The organism is Neobacillus novalis NBRC 102450, assembly GCF_001591805.1.
Taxonomy (GTDB): domain Bacteria; phylum Bacillota; class Bacilli; order Bacillales; family Cytobacillaceae; genus Neobacillus; species Neobacillus novalis.
Genome location: NZ_BCVP01000033.1, coordinates 47,449 through 63,355, shown reverse-complemented (window position 1 = coordinate 63,355; position 15,907 = coordinate 47,449). Strand labels below are relative to the sequence as shown.

The 15,907-nt window shown below is 40.6% G+C and carries 13 protein-coding genes; 4 read left to right on the top strand and 9 right to left on the bottom strand.

From position 1 onward, the window contains the following. Positions 1–172: 172 nt before the first annotated feature. Positions 173–1,048, bottom strand: coding sequence for a nucleotidyltransferase-like protein (locus BANVL01_RS21315; RefSeq protein ID WP_066083856.1), 876 nt, complete (start codon positions 1,046–1,048; stop codon positions 173–175). 152 nt (positions 1,049–1,200) lie between these two features. Here BANVL01_RS21315 and BANVL01_RS21310 point away from each other — a divergent pair, with 152 nt between their 5' ends. Next, positions 1,201–1,557, top strand: coding sequence for a YgzB family protein (locus tag BANVL01_RS21310; RefSeq protein WP_066083854.1), 357 nt, complete (start codon positions 1,201–1,203; stop codon positions 1,555–1,557). Positions 1,558–1,623: 66 nt separating this feature from the next. Here BANVL01_RS21310 and perR read toward each other — a convergent pair whose 3' ends face one another. The 7 genes from perR to BANVL01_RS21275 all read right to left on the bottom strand — a co-directional run bounded on the left by perR (position 1,624) and on the right by BANVL01_RS21275 (position 6,587). Next, the gene (perR, locus tag BANVL01_RS21305) at positions 1,624–2,061 is read right to left on the bottom strand and encodes a peroxide-responsive transcriptional repressor PerR (RefSeq protein WP_066083852.1); all 438 of its coding nucleotides are present in this window, start codon (positions 2,059–2,061) and stop codon (positions 1,624–1,626) included. Positions 2,062–2,174: 113 nt separating this feature from the next. Continuing rightward, complete coding sequence (locus BANVL01_RS21300; RefSeq protein ID WP_066083849.1) at positions 2,175–2,723, bottom strand: cob(I)yrinic acid a,c-diamide adenosyltransferase; 549 nt, start codon at positions 2,721–2,723, stop codon at positions 2,175–2,177. Positions 2,724–2,975: 252 nt separating this feature from the next. Further along, positions 2,976–3,443, bottom strand: coding sequence for a thioredoxin-dependent thiol peroxidase (gene bcp / locus BANVL01_RS21295; RefSeq protein WP_066083848.1), 468 nt, complete (start codon positions 3,441–3,443; stop codon positions 2,976–2,978). Positions 3,444–3,530: 87 nt separating this feature from the next. Continuing rightward, positions 3,531–3,881, bottom strand: coding sequence for a potassium channel family protein (locus BANVL01_RS21290; protein ID WP_066096206.1), 351 nt, complete (start codon positions 3,879–3,881; stop codon positions 3,531–3,533). 116 nt (positions 3,882–3,997) lie between these two features. Next, on the bottom strand, positions 3,998–4,783 hold the full coding sequence (locus BANVL01_RS21285) for an ABC transporter permease (RefSeq protein ID WP_066083845.1): 786 nt from the start codon (positions 4,781–4,783) through the stop codon (positions 3,998–4,000). A gap of 3 nt (positions 4,784–4,786) precedes the next feature. Then, positions 4,787–5,578: an ABC transporter permease gene (locus BANVL01_RS21280; RefSeq protein ID WP_066083843.1), complete on the bottom strand. Its 792-nt coding sequence runs from the start codon at positions 5,576–5,578 to the stop codon at positions 4,787–4,789. Continuing rightward, on the bottom strand, positions 5,571–6,587 hold the full coding sequence (locus BANVL01_RS21275; protein WP_066083841.1) for an ABC transporter ATP-binding protein: 1,017 nt from the start codon (positions 6,585–6,587) through the stop codon (positions 5,571–5,573). Before BANVL01_RS21275 ends, BANVL01_RS21280 begins: the two co-directional genes overlap by 8 nt. Positions 6,588–6,740: 153 nt before the next feature. Here BANVL01_RS21275 and BANVL01_RS21270 point away from each other — a divergent pair, with 153 nt between their 5' ends. The 3 genes from BANVL01_RS21270 (at position 6,741) to BANVL01_RS21260 (ending at position 14,081) form a co-directional block, all read left to right on the top strand. Beyond that, on the top strand, positions 6,741–8,036 hold the full coding sequence (locus BANVL01_RS21270) for a glutamate-1-semialdehyde 2,1-aminomutase (RefSeq protein WP_156482379.1): 1,296 nt from the start codon (positions 6,741–6,743) through the stop codon (positions 8,034–8,036). Positions 8,037–8,342: 306 nt separating this feature from the next. Beyond that, on the top strand, positions 8,343–12,812 hold the full coding sequence (locus BANVL01_RS21265) for a glutamate synthase-related protein (protein ID WP_066096203.1): 4,470 nt from the start codon (positions 8,343–8,345) through the stop codon (positions 12,810–12,812). Between the two features lie 192 nt (positions 12,813–13,004). Next, positions 13,005–14,081, top strand: a complete 1,077-nt coding sequence (locus BANVL01_RS21260; RefSeq protein WP_066083832.1) for an FUSC family protein — start codon at positions 13,005–13,007, stop codon at positions 14,079–14,081. 15 nt (positions 14,082–14,096) lie between these two features. Here the strand turns inward: BANVL01_RS21260 and BANVL01_RS21255 are convergent, their stop codons facing one another. Further along, the gene (locus tag BANVL01_RS21255; protein ID WP_066083830.1) at positions 14,097–15,863 is read right to left on the bottom strand and encodes an ABC transporter ATP-binding protein; all 1,767 of its coding nucleotides are present in this window, start codon (positions 15,861–15,863) and stop codon (positions 14,097–14,099) included. Positions 15,864–15,907: the final 44 nt, after the last annotated feature.

The following is a 15,907-nucleotide window of genomic DNA, read 5'->3' as shown; positions in this document are numbered from 1 at the left end:
AACAATCTTATAATCGCTCATAAGCGACTTTGTTAATATAACATAAAGCTTTTCTAAATGTCAATAACTTTTTTTCAAACCGTCACTCACGAAAACTTTATTAGAATGTTTCGCAGCGACGGTTATTAATATACCAAGCAAACAATAAAAGGTCAATACCTTTTTTGTTTTTTTACGATAATTTTTTATGGACACAATATCCGCGATGAAAAACCCCATGACCTTTAGTTTCAATATTTACTACATCTATTAGATGTTTTTCAATTAAATACTCAAGCAGCACTGCAAGATCAACAGAGTAAGGGATTAAATCCTTTTCATTCATCATTTCATTAAAGAACCAGTATTCCCTGCCGCTGAGTACTTCCAATAAATGAGATGTTCCAATATTTGTCCTGGAATGAATCATGAACTCACTTGCAAGGAATAACAGTTCAAGTCTTTTCTCTAGTGTCTCTTCACTATTAACCAGTTCTTCATATAATTTATATATTTCCGGTTCGATTTGTTTTACTTGCTGCCAAACTGTAAGCTCTGGGTGAAGACCATTTTCAATTACCGCTAATCTCGCAAGATGGTGCAGGGAATGGACAACATGATTATAAGCATCTAAAACCTGTTTGCTTTCGAATAATGCTTTTCCATCGACATAACGACGTATTAATTTAGCAAATTCTACGCCCATTTTGATTTTTCGTCCGTTAAAAGGAAATTCCCGCAGTTCAGTTTTTAAATTTGCAACGTATTCATTTCGGTCAAAAAGGATTTTGGCATCATTAAGCCATTCAAATATTTTTCGATTTGTGCCTAGTAGAAGCCATTCTTGGAGCTTGGTTTCGGCAACGACATGCATGGCAGCCTTTTTGTTGTTGTACGTATAGTGCTTTATGAATAATGGCTGATCTGCCTCTTTTATAATTATCAAGAGAATAACATCAAATGAATCAGTGATGTGGCTTAATTTTTGTTTTTTTTCAATCAACAACACTCCTAGAGTATTGGATTGGCTCGCCCTTTCTTGATAAATAGGCCGAAGGATGTCTTCCATTCATCATTCCTCCATTTTTTTCGGGTATGGTATATGTTCGACAGTGAAACTAAATATCCTCCTTGAGACCAAGACAAATTTCGACATTCTTGTCGCATAATTTTTTCTCTTTTCGTAAATATGGTATAGTTTTTTTAGGAGGGAGTTTCAACATGGCAAAATATTCGAGTAAAATAAATAAAATTCGTACCTTTGCATTATCACTAATTTTCATCGGCTTCATTGTTATGTATGGTGGTATCTTTTTTCGTACTTCACCACTTATTATGACCATCTTCATGCTCTTTGGTCTTCTTTTTATTATTGCGAGTACTGTTGTTTATTTCTGGATTGGAATGTTATCAACAAAAAGTGTCCACGTAAAGTGTCCAAGCTGCGGAAAGCAAACAAAAATGCTTGGGAAAGTGGATATGTGCATGTATTGCCGGGAACCATTAACACTTGATCCAAAACTCGAAGGTAAAGAATTTGACGAAACCTATAATAAGAAAAATCGGGAAAATAAATAAGGGATGACTTACCTTCATGGCTTCTAGCCGTGAATGGTAAGTCATCCTTTTTTCTCAAAGATTTTGTTAATGTACCTCTTTACTTGCACATTCAGGACAGGAACCGTAAATTTCCATCCGGTGATTTTCCACCTTAAAGCCGGTCACATGTGAAGCAAGATGCTCCACCTCATCTAAGCCTGGATATTGAAAGTCTACAATTTTTCCGCATTTTTCACAAATGACATGATAATGATGCGAGGTTACAAAATCGAAACGTGCAGATGCATCACCGTAAGTTAATTCCTTTACAAGACCAACTTCACGAAATACTCGTAAATTATTGTAAACCGTCGCCACACTCATATTAGGAAATTTCCCTTCAAGGGCTTTATATATTTCATCTGCTGTAGGATGTGACATCGAGTTTATTAAATATTCAAGTATCGCATGACGTTGTGGAGTAATTCGTACCCCTGTATCCTTCAGGGAATCCAACGCTTCTTTTAAATGATTCATCGCCATGCACCTTCTTTCCAAAAAATATTCTTATATTATAATTGTTACAATTAATTTTACTAGGTAATTTGTACTTTTGTCAATATTGTAATCTCACTTACCGAATTGTTTCTATTTTTTTAACTGTGCAAGGTCTTTTCCTTAGCCCCTAAATGATGGTTTACATATCGAGCGGTCACAAACAATAAATCCGAAAGCCGGTTTAAATAGGCTAATACAAGCGGATTCACGTCATCACCCAAAATAACCGCACACCTTTCTGCCCTTCTAGCAATTGTTCGGGCAACATGAAACGCAGCACCTGCAGGGTGTCCTCCTGGCAGAATGAAATTCGTTAAATCGGGAAGTGTCACGTCCCAATCATCGATTTGTTTTTCCATTTCCTCCACATCGGAAGATTTGAGTGACCACTTTACTTCCTTACCTTTTGGGGTAGCTAATTCTGCTCCCACATGAAAAAGATTTGTTTGTATTTTATGATATGCATTTTCAATTATTTCTTTCCCTAGAAAATTTTCATTATTTAAATGACTAAGTGCAAGCCCAATCATGGAATTTGTTTCATCACACGTCCCATAGGCCTCCACGCGCATGTCGTTCTTCGCTACCCTTTGCCCGTAAATTAGTGAGGTTGTTCCTTTATCACCTGTTTTTGTATAAATCTTCATTTAAAAACCCCCCTCGATTCCCTTTTTGGCTCTTCCCCTTCGACAGGCAGGAAGTGATTATTTTCCTCTATAATAACACCTATATGTATATTTAGAATACTCAGAATGAAGATATCTTTTTTAAGCATAAAAAAAAGGGCCGCTATGGACCCAAAATTTATCTGAGGAGGTATGCCCTAATAAAATGATATTCAAATTAAGGTTTGTTGCATTGGACAAATGCCTTTCCTCGAGAAAATAGGCGTAGAAAAATTATAGGTTATCACGTATGTAGGATAATGCTTCCTCCACATGCCCCTTGACTTGAACCTTTCTCCATTCCTTAGCAAGGGTGCCGTCTTGATTAATTATAAATGTTGATCTTTCAATCCCCATATATTCTTTCCCGAAGTTTTTCTTTAACTTCCAAACTCCATAAGCTTCTGCGACTTCGTGGTCCGTATCGGCAAGTAGCAAGAATGGCAGACCGTATTTTTCGATAAATTTTTGATGGCGGTCGACCGGGTCTGGACTAACCCCTAGGATTACCGCATTCAAATCTTTAAATTGCTGAAATTGGTCCCGGAAATCACATGCTTCAGTCGTACAACCAGGAGTCATGTCTTTTGGATAAAAATAAAGCAATACATTTTTGCCACGAAATTTTGCTAAAGTAATTGTCTCACCATTGTTTGCTTCTAACTTAAAATCAGGCGCTTGCTTCCCTATCTCAATTGTCACTTAATATCACTCCAATTGTAAAATATTCCTTATTGATAGCGTAACTAATCTTTCCCGATAATACAACCTTCTCGCAAATCGATATGATTATTTATCTCTATTTAACATGACTCGCGCGACAAATGCAGCGGGCAGCGTATAACCAATTAACGCCTCAATTACAGCAATAATTCTTCCCACACCCTGCGGCAGGACATCACCATTACCCACTGAAAAAAGTGTCATAGCGCTAAAATAAAAACTTGTTTCGAAAATATTACTCTTCGGGTGCTCATTCACTTCTTTAAGTAGTGGCAAACCAATTAAATGAAAAAGCAGATAAATTAATCCAAATCCAAGGATTACGGTTAAATAGACTGTCCCCAAATAAAGAAAATTATCAACAGAGACAAATTTTCCTCTTATCGTGTTAGGAATGAATAAGGTTCTTAAACTCATAAATATACAAAAGATAACAACTGGCAGCAAGAAATAGAACACCGAGGACCACCTCTAAATTCAGATAGGTTACTCTATTTCTATGCTGGCTTGGACAATAAAATATCCAAGTCTTATTAATTCCCCGCTCCGCGATATTTCTTAACACCCTGATTCCATAAGAGCACCGAGGAAACAAAAAAGATAATCCCGATTACCGGAGTGAAGAATGAATACCAATACCATTCTTCTTTTCCAAGGAAAAACGCCGCAGGATAGACGCCAACAAACGCAAACGGCAGAATCCAAGTTAAGACGAAGCGGATGATGTTATTATAAATATTGACCGGATACCTGCCGTAGTTACTAATATTGTACATCATCGGCATGAGCGATGTTCTTGCATCGGCCCAAAAGCTAATGCAGGCAAGCATGATGAACACACCGCCATACACAAGCGCTCCGCCGATTACAAACACAATAAACAAGAACGGATGATACCAGTGCACTTCAATTCCCAGCCTGCTGCCGGCATAAAACATCACTGCAAGCCCGGTAAGTGCCCCGAATAAAGATTCCAGTTCCAGTCGTTCAAGAATAATTTGAAACAAGCTGTGGATTGGTCTTGTTAAAATCCGATCCAGTTCCCCCTTCACAATATAGCGTTCATTAAAATCCCAAATATTAAAAAACGCAGAAAAGACCGCGTAAGGAACTAAGAAAAAGCCATAAATAAAAATAATTTCGTCCCGGTTCCAGCCATGAAGCATATTAGTGTGGCCGAAAACGACTAATATAAAGACCAGATTGATCGCCTGCGAAAGTAAATCCGAGAAAAACTCTACAAACAAATCAGCCCGATACTGTAGTCTTGTTTTTAAATATTGCGATAGATATTGAAAAAACATCGATACATAAAACAACACTTAGCCCCCTTGAATTACCAGCTGTTTCTTCGCCGCATGCCACAACAATTGGATTGGGATGACTAAAATGATTACCCATAATAACTGCTGTCCAAGCGCTTCGATTGCCTGCTGGTGCGAAAAGCCTTTCGTAAAAATCATACTCGGTATATAGCTGATTCCTTGAAAGGGAAGGTATTTCATAATCCCTTGTGCCCAGCCGGGAAAAAAACTAATCGGGAGGAGCAGGCCGGAGAACAAATCAATGACCACACGTTTCGCCCGAATCAGCCCCATATTATTATATAAGAAGAAAGTCGTTATCCCTGTTAATAAATTTAGCTGCGTATTAATTAAAAAACTCAGCAGGATAGAGATGGTAAATAAACCCCATACGCTTAGATCCCAGGTGAATCGGATTGGGAAGATGAAATAAACAATGACAAGACCTGGTGCCGAAAAGAAAAACAAGCGAAAAATTCCTTCGCCTAAACCCTGCATCGTCTTCATCCCAAGATAATTGTAAGGTCTAATGAGCTCAACAGCCACTTTCCCCTCCATGATTTCCATCGCCATTTCACGGTCAAGATTGTTGAAGTAAAACGCCCGGGCCATCCAGGAAATGGCGACATAGGTAGTCATTTGGATGACAGACAGCCCCTGAATTTGCTCCTTCCCGCCATAAATAGCCGTCCATAGAAAATAATAGGCCCCGATATTTATGCTATAAATAAAAATCCCCGTATAATAATTCGTCCGGTAGGCGAGCATCATTAAAAAACGAATTCTAATCATTTCTAAATATTTATCCAACTTCGACCGCACCCTTTTCATAAATATTACGGATGATTTCTTCTGTAGAGGTTTCGTTAATTTTCATGTCTTTAATTTTAAATGCGGCAGCGACCGCGGCAATAACCTGCGAAATAAGTTCATCGCTGTCCTCGATATTTGCTGTGAAGATTAGTTCCTTTTTATCGAATTCCCATTTAACAGGCATACCGCTTGTTACATGTTTAACAGCTGCCAGATCCACCTTTTCAAGGAGCTGGAATTGGAGCTCTTTTCCTTCGCCTAAAGTTTCTTTTAAATTCTTAAGAGGCCCGTCGTATATCACATTCCCTTCATCAAGCATGATGACCCGCTCGCACAATGCTTCAATATCAGTAAGGTCATGGGTTGTCAGCAGAATCGTCGTGTTATATTTCTCATTAATTTCTTTTAAAAATTCACGAATTTTCAACTTCACCAGTACATCTAGGCCAATTGTCGGCTCATCTAAGAATAGTAACGGTGGATTGTGAATTAACGCTGCCGCCAATTCACAGCGCATCCGTTGGCCAAGCGATAATTTACGGACAGGCTTATCGAGAAGCGGCTCGATATCCAAGGTTCGAATGACATGATTCATGTGGTCGTCATATTGTTGATCCGACACTTTATACACTTTCTTCAGCAGTCGGAATGACTCCTGAACAGCGATATCCCACCATAATTGCGAACGCTGGCCGAAAACAACACCGATGGTTTGGACAAATTTTTCCCGCTCTTTGTGTGGATTCATTCCGTTAACGGTAATTTGACCGGAAGTCGGAGTCAGGATTCCTGTCAGCATTTTAATTGTTGTCGATTTCCCTGCCCCATTTTCGCCGATGTAACCGACCATTTCACCTTTTTTGACAGTAAAACTAATATCATTTACGGCGGTAGCAATTTTATAATTTCTTGTGAATAAATCTCGAAATGCCCCATTTAGCCCCGAACGACTGGAATAGGCTTTAAATTCTTTTCTTAATTTTTGTACCTCAATTGCATTATTCATCCTTGTAACCTCCTGAAACTTACCCTAATGAAATAGTTTAGCTAAATAAGAGTGTTAACACAACCGTCCTGAACTTCATTAAAAATTGAAAAAATTAAACGGAAACTAAAATAGTGATAAAATAGGGATGAATTAATTTTAGGAGGGAAAAATATGCAGTTTTCAAACTCTGAACGTCTACATAACGAGGCATTAAAACATATTGTCGGCGGCGTGAACAGCCCTTCACGTTCCTATAAAGCGGTTGGCGGCGGTGCTCCTGTTGTCATGGAACGTGCCCAAGGTGCTTACTTCTGGGATGTCGACGGTAATCAATATATTGACTACCTGGCAGCTTACGGTCCAATTATTACTGGTCATGCCCATCCGCATATTACAGAAGCAATTAAAAAAGCGGCAGAGTCTGGGGTTCTTTATGGCACCCCAACCCCACACGAAGTGAAATTTGCCCAAATGCTGAAAGAAGCGGTTCCTTCGATGGATAAAGTGCGCTTTGTGAATTCAGGAACTGAAGCGGTAATGACAACCATCCGCGTTGCCCGCGCCTATACTGGACGCGACAAAATCATCAAATTTGCCGGCTGTTATCATGGTCACTCCGATCTAGTCCTCGTTGCAGCGGGCTCTGGGCCTTCTACGCTTGGGACACCTGATTCGGCTGGGGTGCCAAAAAGCATTGCTCAAGAAGTGATAACAGTACCTTTCAACGATATCGAACCATTTAAAGAAGCATTAGAAAAGTGGGGACCCCAAATTGCAGCGGTATTAGTAGAGCCAATCGTCGGAAACTTTGGGATCGTTGAGCCAAAACCAGGATTTTTGCAGCAAGTCAATGATCTTACTCATGCAGCTGGCGCACTTGTAATCTATGATGAAGTCATTACGGCTTTCCGGTTCATGTACGGAGGGGCACAGGATTTATTAGGCATCCAGCCTGACTTAACTGTACTTGGAAAAATTATTGGCGGCGGCATGCCAATCGGAGCTTACGGCGGCCGGAAAGAAATCATGGAAACAGTGGCACCGCTTGGACCTGCATACCAAGCTGGAACAATGGCTGGAAATCCAGCCTCTATCCTCTCAGGAATCGCCTGCTTGGAAGTATTAAAGCAAGACGGCATTTATGATTATTTAGACCGGTTAGGGGCAATGCTAGAAGCAGGTATATTAGAGGCCGCTGCGAAACATGATATTCAAATCACTATTAATCGCTTGAAAGGTGCCTTTACCGTTTATTTTACATCTGAAAAAATTGAAAATTATCAACAAGCGGAAAACACTGATGGTGAAATTTTCGCAAAGTTTTTCAAACTGATGCTCCAGCAGGGAATTAATCTTGCTCCCTCCAAATACGAAGCATGGTTTCTGACCATCGCTCACACAGAAGAGGATGTTGAAGCAACTCTTCACGCAGTAAATAATGCATTCACCTTACTAAACGGCGAATAAACATTCATATTTCATACACAAAAGGGAGTGAAAATCACTCTCTTTTATTTTTCATCATCTGTTGAAAACGGTTACATCGGTACCTTCCTGCGTATTCCCACCATGTTTCTAGCCTCAGTTTTATATCCATATTCATGTATAATTATTTGATTTCTGAATATTCATATGATACTATTAACTTATTATTTTTCTGTTTAACCCTTTACCTTGGTGCCCCGTTAAAGGAACAATCTTTTACTACTACAAATAATATTTCCCTATAGGAGGTGAGCGGCTTTAGCGGTTGTACCGATGAAGCTAAACAAGATGACACAAAAATGGAGTCCTTCCCTTTTTCAAGATTTCCACAAACAAGAGCACGATGCTTGCGGAATCGTTGCTTGCCTCGAAAAGAGCAAACGGCCAACGAGAAAAAATATTTTCGATTGCATAGATGCCCTCGTGACCATGAGTCATCGCGCTGGTTTTATTAATGGTGAAGGTGACGGAGTTGGCATTCATATGGACATCCCAACAGAGCTTTGGAAGCAAAAATTACGCAAGCGAAATATCAATCCGCTCCATGCCGACAAAGAGGAATTTGCCGTTGGTCATGTGTTTATCAGTCAAGAAGCAGACTGGGGTTCGATTAAACGGGAATTACTTAAAAAACTAGCAAACTATAAACTAGAGTTAATTTTTGAAACAGATGTGGTAACAGATTCCTCCGCACTCGGTCCAATCGCGATTCAAGAAGATCCCGTCTTTTGGCAATTCGCCTGCCTTTCAGCTCAATCTGGCCAAGAATTAACGAAGGTCCTGTTTGATGCGCTAATCGATTTTGAATTGAATGAGCATGTTCATGTAGCATCATTAAGTCAAAACCATGTCGTTTATAAAGTAATGGGTGCCGGAGACATTCTCCCGCGCTACTATCATGATCTAGCGAACCCGCTTGTTGCATCTACCATGACGCTTGGCCATAATCGATTTTCGACCAATACCTTATCTAGCTTTTTCCGAGTCCAGCCCTTTAGTGTCTTAGGTCATAACGGGGAAATTAATACTATTTCCAAGCTTCGTGATGAAGCGAGAATGATTGGTGTGCCGCTTGTTAAAGACGGCAGTGACTCCCAAGATGTAAGCCGGACGATGGAAACGTTAATTTGCCGTCACGGCTATTCTTTATTCGAAGCGATTGACCTACTCTTCCCGCCAATTATCAATGAAATGAAGGCATATTCTGATAATCTCCAAGATTTATATACTTATTTAAGAGAAGCCTGGGGGCACTTTGCCCAAGGTCCCGCAGGAATTATTTCGAGATTTGGTGATGAATCGGTATTTAGTGTTGATGCACTAGGTCTCCGCCCGTTGTGGATGCTCGAAACTGAAAGCTCGTTTCTCTTTTCTTCAGAACCGGGAATCATATCCTCAAGTGAGTATGTGAACGACCCAAAACCTTTGGCACCTGGAGAAAAGATTGGTTTTAAATGGAACGATGAAAAATTAGAAGTTTACGAGCAAGATCGTTACCAGCTCGAAGTATATTACCGGTTTTCTAAGCGTCTGAATCTTAGTGGCTCAAGATTGCGTCTGGAACCCCCCTCTCTCACTAAAACCGTCACGATGAATTACCCTGATAGGATTCATAATGGCCAATATAAAGCCTTTGGCTGGGAGCGGGATCATATCCAGTTACTCGAACAAATGGCTGAAAATGGCGTGGAGCCGATCCGTTCCCTTGGCTACGACGCACCGCTTGCAGCCCTTAATCCTGAACGAGTTAATCTTGCCGATTATATAAAAGAAAGTGTTGCCGTTGTTACCAATCCTGCAATTGACCGAGACCGGGAAACCGAGCATTTCTCCACTCGTGTGATTATCGGCAAACGTCCGACATTATTTTTAACAGAACAAACAGCAACAGTGATTGAACTGACTTCCCCACTATTATTAGAGGGAAAAGCCGGATTCACTTGTTCGGAGCATTTAGGCCAGCCGAGTTTTGATCAAGTTGTCCAGCATTTTCAGGAGCAAAAGTTAACGGCGTTTATTTCCATGACATTTACTAAAAACGAGGAGATTGAGAAGGCACTTGAAAGGCTAGAGTTTGAAGCAGTTCAAGCTGTAAAGTCTGGAAAGACGCTGCTTATCCTTGATGACGCTAAGGCACATCAAGAAGATTACTATTGGCTTGACCCACATTTAGTAACATCTGCGATTGACCAGGCATTAGTCAGTAAGGGGTTAAGACGCGACTGTTCATTAGTGCTGCGTTCTGCGTCAATACGCTCTCTGCGCGATATCATTACGGCCTTTGGCTTAGGCGCAGATTTGATTAGTCCGTATTACATGTTTTTAACGGTCTATGATGACTCCACTAAGCCTTTAACAAACCTTTATAGCGCTTTAACGAAGGGATTGGAAAAAGTAATCTCTACAATAGGAATCCACGAGCTCCGCGGTTATGGCCGATTATTTTCAAGCATCGGATTACATGAAGACATTGCTAATGTTTTAAACATCGTTAACTATTTTGGTTCAAACGAATTAGCGGCCGATTTCGAGGCAATGAAGCTGGATTCTTTAAATAGAGCAGAAGCTTACCAGAATGAAAAGGAAAGGGTCGGAAAAACCTTTCACCTCTTCCCGCGTATTTGGAAGTCTATCTCTGAGGTAGCTGCAACTGGAGATTACAGTGTTTACCGTGATAAAATCTCGGAACAGGAAGCAGCGAATCCAACTGCCATTCGTCACTTAGTTCAGTTAAAGAAGAGTCATAAGCCATTATCCCCTGACAATGTCGATATTCGTGTCGGCAGCCATGATCTGCCGTTTCTTATTTCTTCAATGTCCTTCGGTTCACAGAATGAGACTGCCTTCAGGGCCTATGCAGAAGGGGCTGACCGCTTAAACATGGTAAGCATGAATGGTGAAGGCGGCGAAATTAAGGATATGCTCGGCAAATATCCAAAGACTAGAGGACAACAAATTGCCTCAGGAAGGTTTGGGGTCAATGCTGAACTGTTAAACTCATCCAATCTTTTGGAAATAAAAATTGGTCAAGGCGCCAAGCCCGGGGAAGGTGGTCACTTACCGGGTTCAAAAGTGACTGTAAAAGTCGCGGAAGCGCGGAATGCAACACTGGGTTCGGATTTAATCTCACCATCAAACAACCATGACATCTACTCTATTGAAGATTTAGCCCAAATGATTCTAGAATTAAAAACAGCTAATGATCAAGCAAAAATTGCAGTCAAGGTGCCAGTCGTTCCAAACATTGGAACCATTGCTGTCGGTATCGCTAAAGCAGGCGCAGACATTATCACCTTGAGCGGCTTTGACGGAGGTACGGGTGCAGCAAGAATTCATGCCCTCCAGCACGTCGGATTGCCAGTCGAAATTGGAGTTAAAGCAGCGCATAATGCCCTCTTAGAAAGCGGTCTTCGCCATAGAATAGAAATTTGGGCTGATGGCGGAATGAAGAGCGCGATGGATGTCATGAAGATTATGCTTCTTGGAGCAAACCGTGTTGGCTTTGGAACATTATCAATGCTCGCGATTGGCTGTACGACCTGCCGCGGCTGCCATTTGGATACATGCCATGTTGGAATTGCCACCCAGATTGAATCAGAAGTACAGGCTAAGGAACATGGGCTAAGACGATTTGTTCCCCGGCAATTAGAATTAGCTGTTCAGGGCATCATGAATCTTTTTACTGCTTTTGGACGTGAATTAAAAGCACTTTCTGCATCATTAGGAATCAGAAATCTCCAAGATGCTGTCGGTCATTCAGAATTATTAGAGCAGGTAAATGGTGAACAGCTGCTTAGCCTTTCCTACTTGCTAAAACCGCTGGAAATTAGCCAATTAGCTAAAATGAGAGCTTCAAAATCAATCGAAGAAGTTCAAATGCAGGTAGCGGCAGGAGCTGAATATCTTGATGAAAGTGTTGAACAGCTTCATTCATCGCGAGAATTCGCCAATGTCACATCTGAACAGCGCGTGCTCGGAAGCCGAGTTTCCTGCCACCGTGTCAGGGGCAGACTGGATGGCTCCTACAAGCAGCTATCTCCTGTTCAGCTAAAGTATAAGGAAGGTTCCATTCCCGGTAACGGCTTAGGCGCCTATAATAGTGAAGGCATCGAAATAACCGTAAACGGCGGCGGACAGGACGGTGTTGGGAAAACCTCCTTTGGCGGAAATATCCACGTGCTGAAGTCAAAAGGGAAAAATGGCCAATATTATAATGGCTCTGTTGGGAAGGGCTTTGGATATGGGGCACAAAAAGGACTCCTAGTTGCCCAGGGCAATGCTGATGCCCGAGCTGGAATCCGCCTCTCTGGTGCTGATATAATCATCGGCGGCACTGTAAAAAAACCGCTTCCTGAAAAAGAAGCCGGGAATATCGGTGCAAATGCCAATATAAAAGGATTTGCCTTTGAATATATGACAAATGGCCGCGGCCTGGTGCTAGGAGATCCGGGACCATGGATTTGTGCTGGTATGACGGGCGGCGTCGTCTATATTCGGCATAAGCCGGAAATGGGTCTAACCATCGACGCAATTACACGAAGGATTGCTAAGGGAGCTAAGGTATCGGTTTCAAATTTATCCCATAAAGGAATACAGGATATTAACGAGCTATTAGGTAAATATACTGACCTGCTTGAGCAGAATGGCCAGCTTGATGAAGCAAATCAGCTCCGAGGTCTTTTAACCCAGCCAGAAAATCACTTTGTACAAATTCTTCCTGTTAAGGAACAGGCTGACCCGGCTGTATCAACAGAGTAATGAAACAACGAACGAATTAACGTCCTCTGCATTTGGGGCGTTAATTTTTTTGTCGCAATTTTCCGAAATATTTACAAGTTAAATTCATATAATTTCTCTTGATTATATGTTTTAATCCATGTATAGTACTTAATTGTTTGTTAGTGAGCAAAATAAAAACAAATACGTAATTTTGAAAGGAATTTTTTTAGAATGAAGTTAGGTGCCCGCATCTTAAAAACGGGAATAGCAATTGTTTTAGCCCTATACTTAAGTCAGTTGTTCCATTCGCCTTCACCCGTATTCGCTGCGATTGCAGCAATATTTGCGATTCAACCGACCATTTATCGCTCTTATTTAACTATTATTGAACAAATCCAAGGAAATATCATAGGGGCTTTACTTGCTGTCATCTTGGTTCTCCTGTTAGGAAACCATTTTATCGTTATCGGCTTAGCCGCAATCATCGTGATTATTATTAATCTTAAACTCAAACTAGAGAATACAATTGGACTCTCACTCGTAACATTAATATCAATTATGGAAACACAAAGCGGAAGCTTTATTCAATTTGCCGGGATTCGCTTCTCCACAATCATGATCGGGGTATTTTCAGCATTTATCGTCAATCTCGTCTTTATCCCGCCAAAGTATGAAAATAAGCTTTATTTTAAAATTGTTGCCACAACTGAGGAAATTATTAAGTGGATTCGCTTAAGTACACGCCATGATTATGATCACCAGCTTCTCAAAACAGATATAAAGAAATTAAAAGAAGAAATCCAGACGATGGATCAGTTTTATAAGATGTACAAGGAAGAACGAGGTTATTTTTCTAAAAAGAATCTTGAAAAATCGAGAAAGCTTGTTATTTATCGACAATTGAACTTAACGGCAAAAAAAGCACTTGATACCTTAAAAAGGCTGCATCGGTTTGAAAACGAACTGCTTCACCTTCCGGAAAATTTCAAGCAATCCATCCAGGAACAGGTTGATAGCCTTATTTATCATCATGAACAGGTCTTACTTAGATTCATTGGAAAAATCCCAACGCCGCCTCCCTATCATGAGGAGCATGTTTACTTAAACAAAAAGGAGTTATTCGACTACTTTTTCACTCATCAGAGTGAATCTGCCGACCATAATAATCCGCATCTTTATCATACAATGCAGATTGTCGCCTCGGTTATTGATTATGCTGAACAAGTCGAACATCTTGATACATTGATTACCAGCTTTCATTCCTATCACAAAAATGAAGTATCGATTGAAGAAGAAAGCCAAGACTAGGAAAAACCGAAGCAATTACTCTGCCTCGGTTTTTGTTTGTTCAAGTTGCTGCACTTGAAATAATCTATAATAATTTCCTTGTTTGGCCATTAGTTCGTCATGTGTTCCCACTTCTACGATTTGTCCGTGCTCAATCAGGACAATTCGGTTCGCATGGGTAATGGTCGACAGCCGGTGGGCCACAATAAAAGTGGTCCGTTCCCTTGCCAGCTCCTCAAGTGATTCTTGAATCGAATGTTCACTTTCTAAATCCAATGCCGATGTTGCCTCATCAAGTATTAAGATGGGTGGATTCTTCAAAAATACGCGGGCAATCGCAACGCGTTGTTTTTGACCTCCAGAAAGTTTGACGCCTCGTTCGCCGACCTTGGTGTTGTATCCGTCTGACAGATTTAAGATAAACTCATGGGCATTCGCCGCTTTAGCCGCCTGATAAACTTCCTCATCCGATGCCCCTGGCTTCCCTAATAAAATATTATCCTTAACCGATTCACTAAATAAGATATTATCCTGAAAAACGACACCAATTTTGTCTCTTAGCGTTTGAACCTTAAATTGCCGGATATCTACACCGTCTAATGTAATTCTTCCCTTTGTCACGTCATAAAAACGAGGTATCAGACTGACTAGTGTTGATTTCCCGCCACCGCTCATCCCTACAAGTGCAATTGTTTCTCCCTTTTTCACATCTAAATGAATGTCTTTTAACATCATTTCCTCATTTTTGTCGTAGGAAAAAGAAACATTCTCAAAAGAGATATCTCCATAAACTTTACTGCACACCCGCGCATTCGGGCCATCAACGATATCATATTTCTCATCCAAAAATTCAAATACCCTGTCCATCGATGCAAAGGATTGAGTAATAGTTGTTGAAGAATTGACCAACCTTCTTAGTGGATTATAAAGTTTGTCAATATAGGCAAAAAACGCAACCATTGTCCCAAGTGACAGCTGATGCTGGATGACCAAATAGGCGGAATAACCAATAACGAGTAATGGAGCAATATCCGTTATCGTATTAACCACTGAAAAGGACTTCGCATTCCAGCTTGTATGCTGCAATGCCTTTTCTAAAAAGTTTTTATTTTGCTTATCAAATTGACCTTGTTCATATTCTTCAATCGCAAAGCTCTTAATTACCGGCATTCCTTGCACGCGCTCATGTAAATAGCTTTGGACTTCTGCCAGTGCTTGAGAGCGCGACCGTGTCAGCTTGCGTAAATTCCCGAAAAAGTAACGCACTGAAAAGGCGTAAAGTGGGAACAGCACAATCGATACTAACGTTAATTTAGCGTTCATTGAAAACATTAGGATAATGGCAAGGATGATGGTAGCAATATCAAGCCAAAGATTCATTAATCCGGAAATAACAAAGGTTTTTGTTTGCTCTACATCATTAATCACACGTGAGATTATCTCACCTGCGCGGGTGTTTGAATAATATTTGAAGCTCAACTTTTGAATATGTGAAAAACACGTATCACGAATATCATAGAGGATTTTACTAGATGTCCATTGGGCGAAATACTGGCGGTAATATTCGATAGGCGGTCTCAGGATGACAAATACAACTAGCATCACACCCATAATAAGCATTAGTTTATTAAGCTTCTCGTCGTGGGATAAGGCATTGTTCCCGACGATATCATCAACTACATATTTAATCAGCAGTGGAATGATGAGCGGAATGGAAAATTTAATCACCCCAATGATGACCGTTCCGATAATCTGCAGTCGATATGGTTTCACAAATTGAAGGTACCTGCGAATGCTGCTCAAAGTATAAATGGCCCCCTTTTCTTCCTGACATAGGAAAACCTGTT

Bases quoted from the DNA above. Each gene is read 5' to 3' on its own strand.
- BANVL01_RS21315 (WP_066083856.1), bottom strand. From the start codon at position 1,048: ATGGAAGACATCCTTCGGCCTATTTATCAAGAAAGGGCGAGCCAATCC.
- BANVL01_RS21310 (WP_066083854.1), top strand. From the start codon at position 1,201: ATGGCAAAATATTCGAGTAAAATAAATAAAATTCGTACCTTTGCATTA.
- perR (WP_066083852.1), bottom strand. From the start codon at position 2,061: ATGGCGATGAATCATTTAAAAGAAGCGTTGGATTCCCTGAAGGATACA.
- BANVL01_RS21300 (WP_066083849.1), bottom strand. From the start codon at position 2,723: ATGAAGATTTATACAAAAACAGGTGATAAAGGAACAACCTCACTAATT.
- BANVL01_RS21290 (WP_066096206.1), bottom strand. From the start codon at position 3,881: ATGAGTTTAAGAACCTTATTCATTCCTAACACGATAAGAGGAAAATTT.
- BANVL01_RS21275 (WP_066083841.1), bottom strand. From the start codon at position 6,587: ATGAATAATGCAATTGAGGTACAAAAATTAAGAAAAGAATTTAAAGCC.
- BANVL01_RS21270 (WP_156482379.1), top strand. From the start codon at position 6,741: ATGCAGTTTTCAAACTCTGAACGTCTACATAACGAGGCATTAAAACAT.
- BANVL01_RS21265 (WP_066096203.1), top strand. From the start codon at position 8,343: ATGACACAAAAATGGAGTCCTTCCCTTTTTCAAGATTTCCACAAACAA.
- BANVL01_RS21260 (WP_066083832.1), top strand. From the start codon at position 13,005: ATGAAGTTAGGTGCCCGCATCTTAAAAACGGGAATAGCAATTGTTTTA.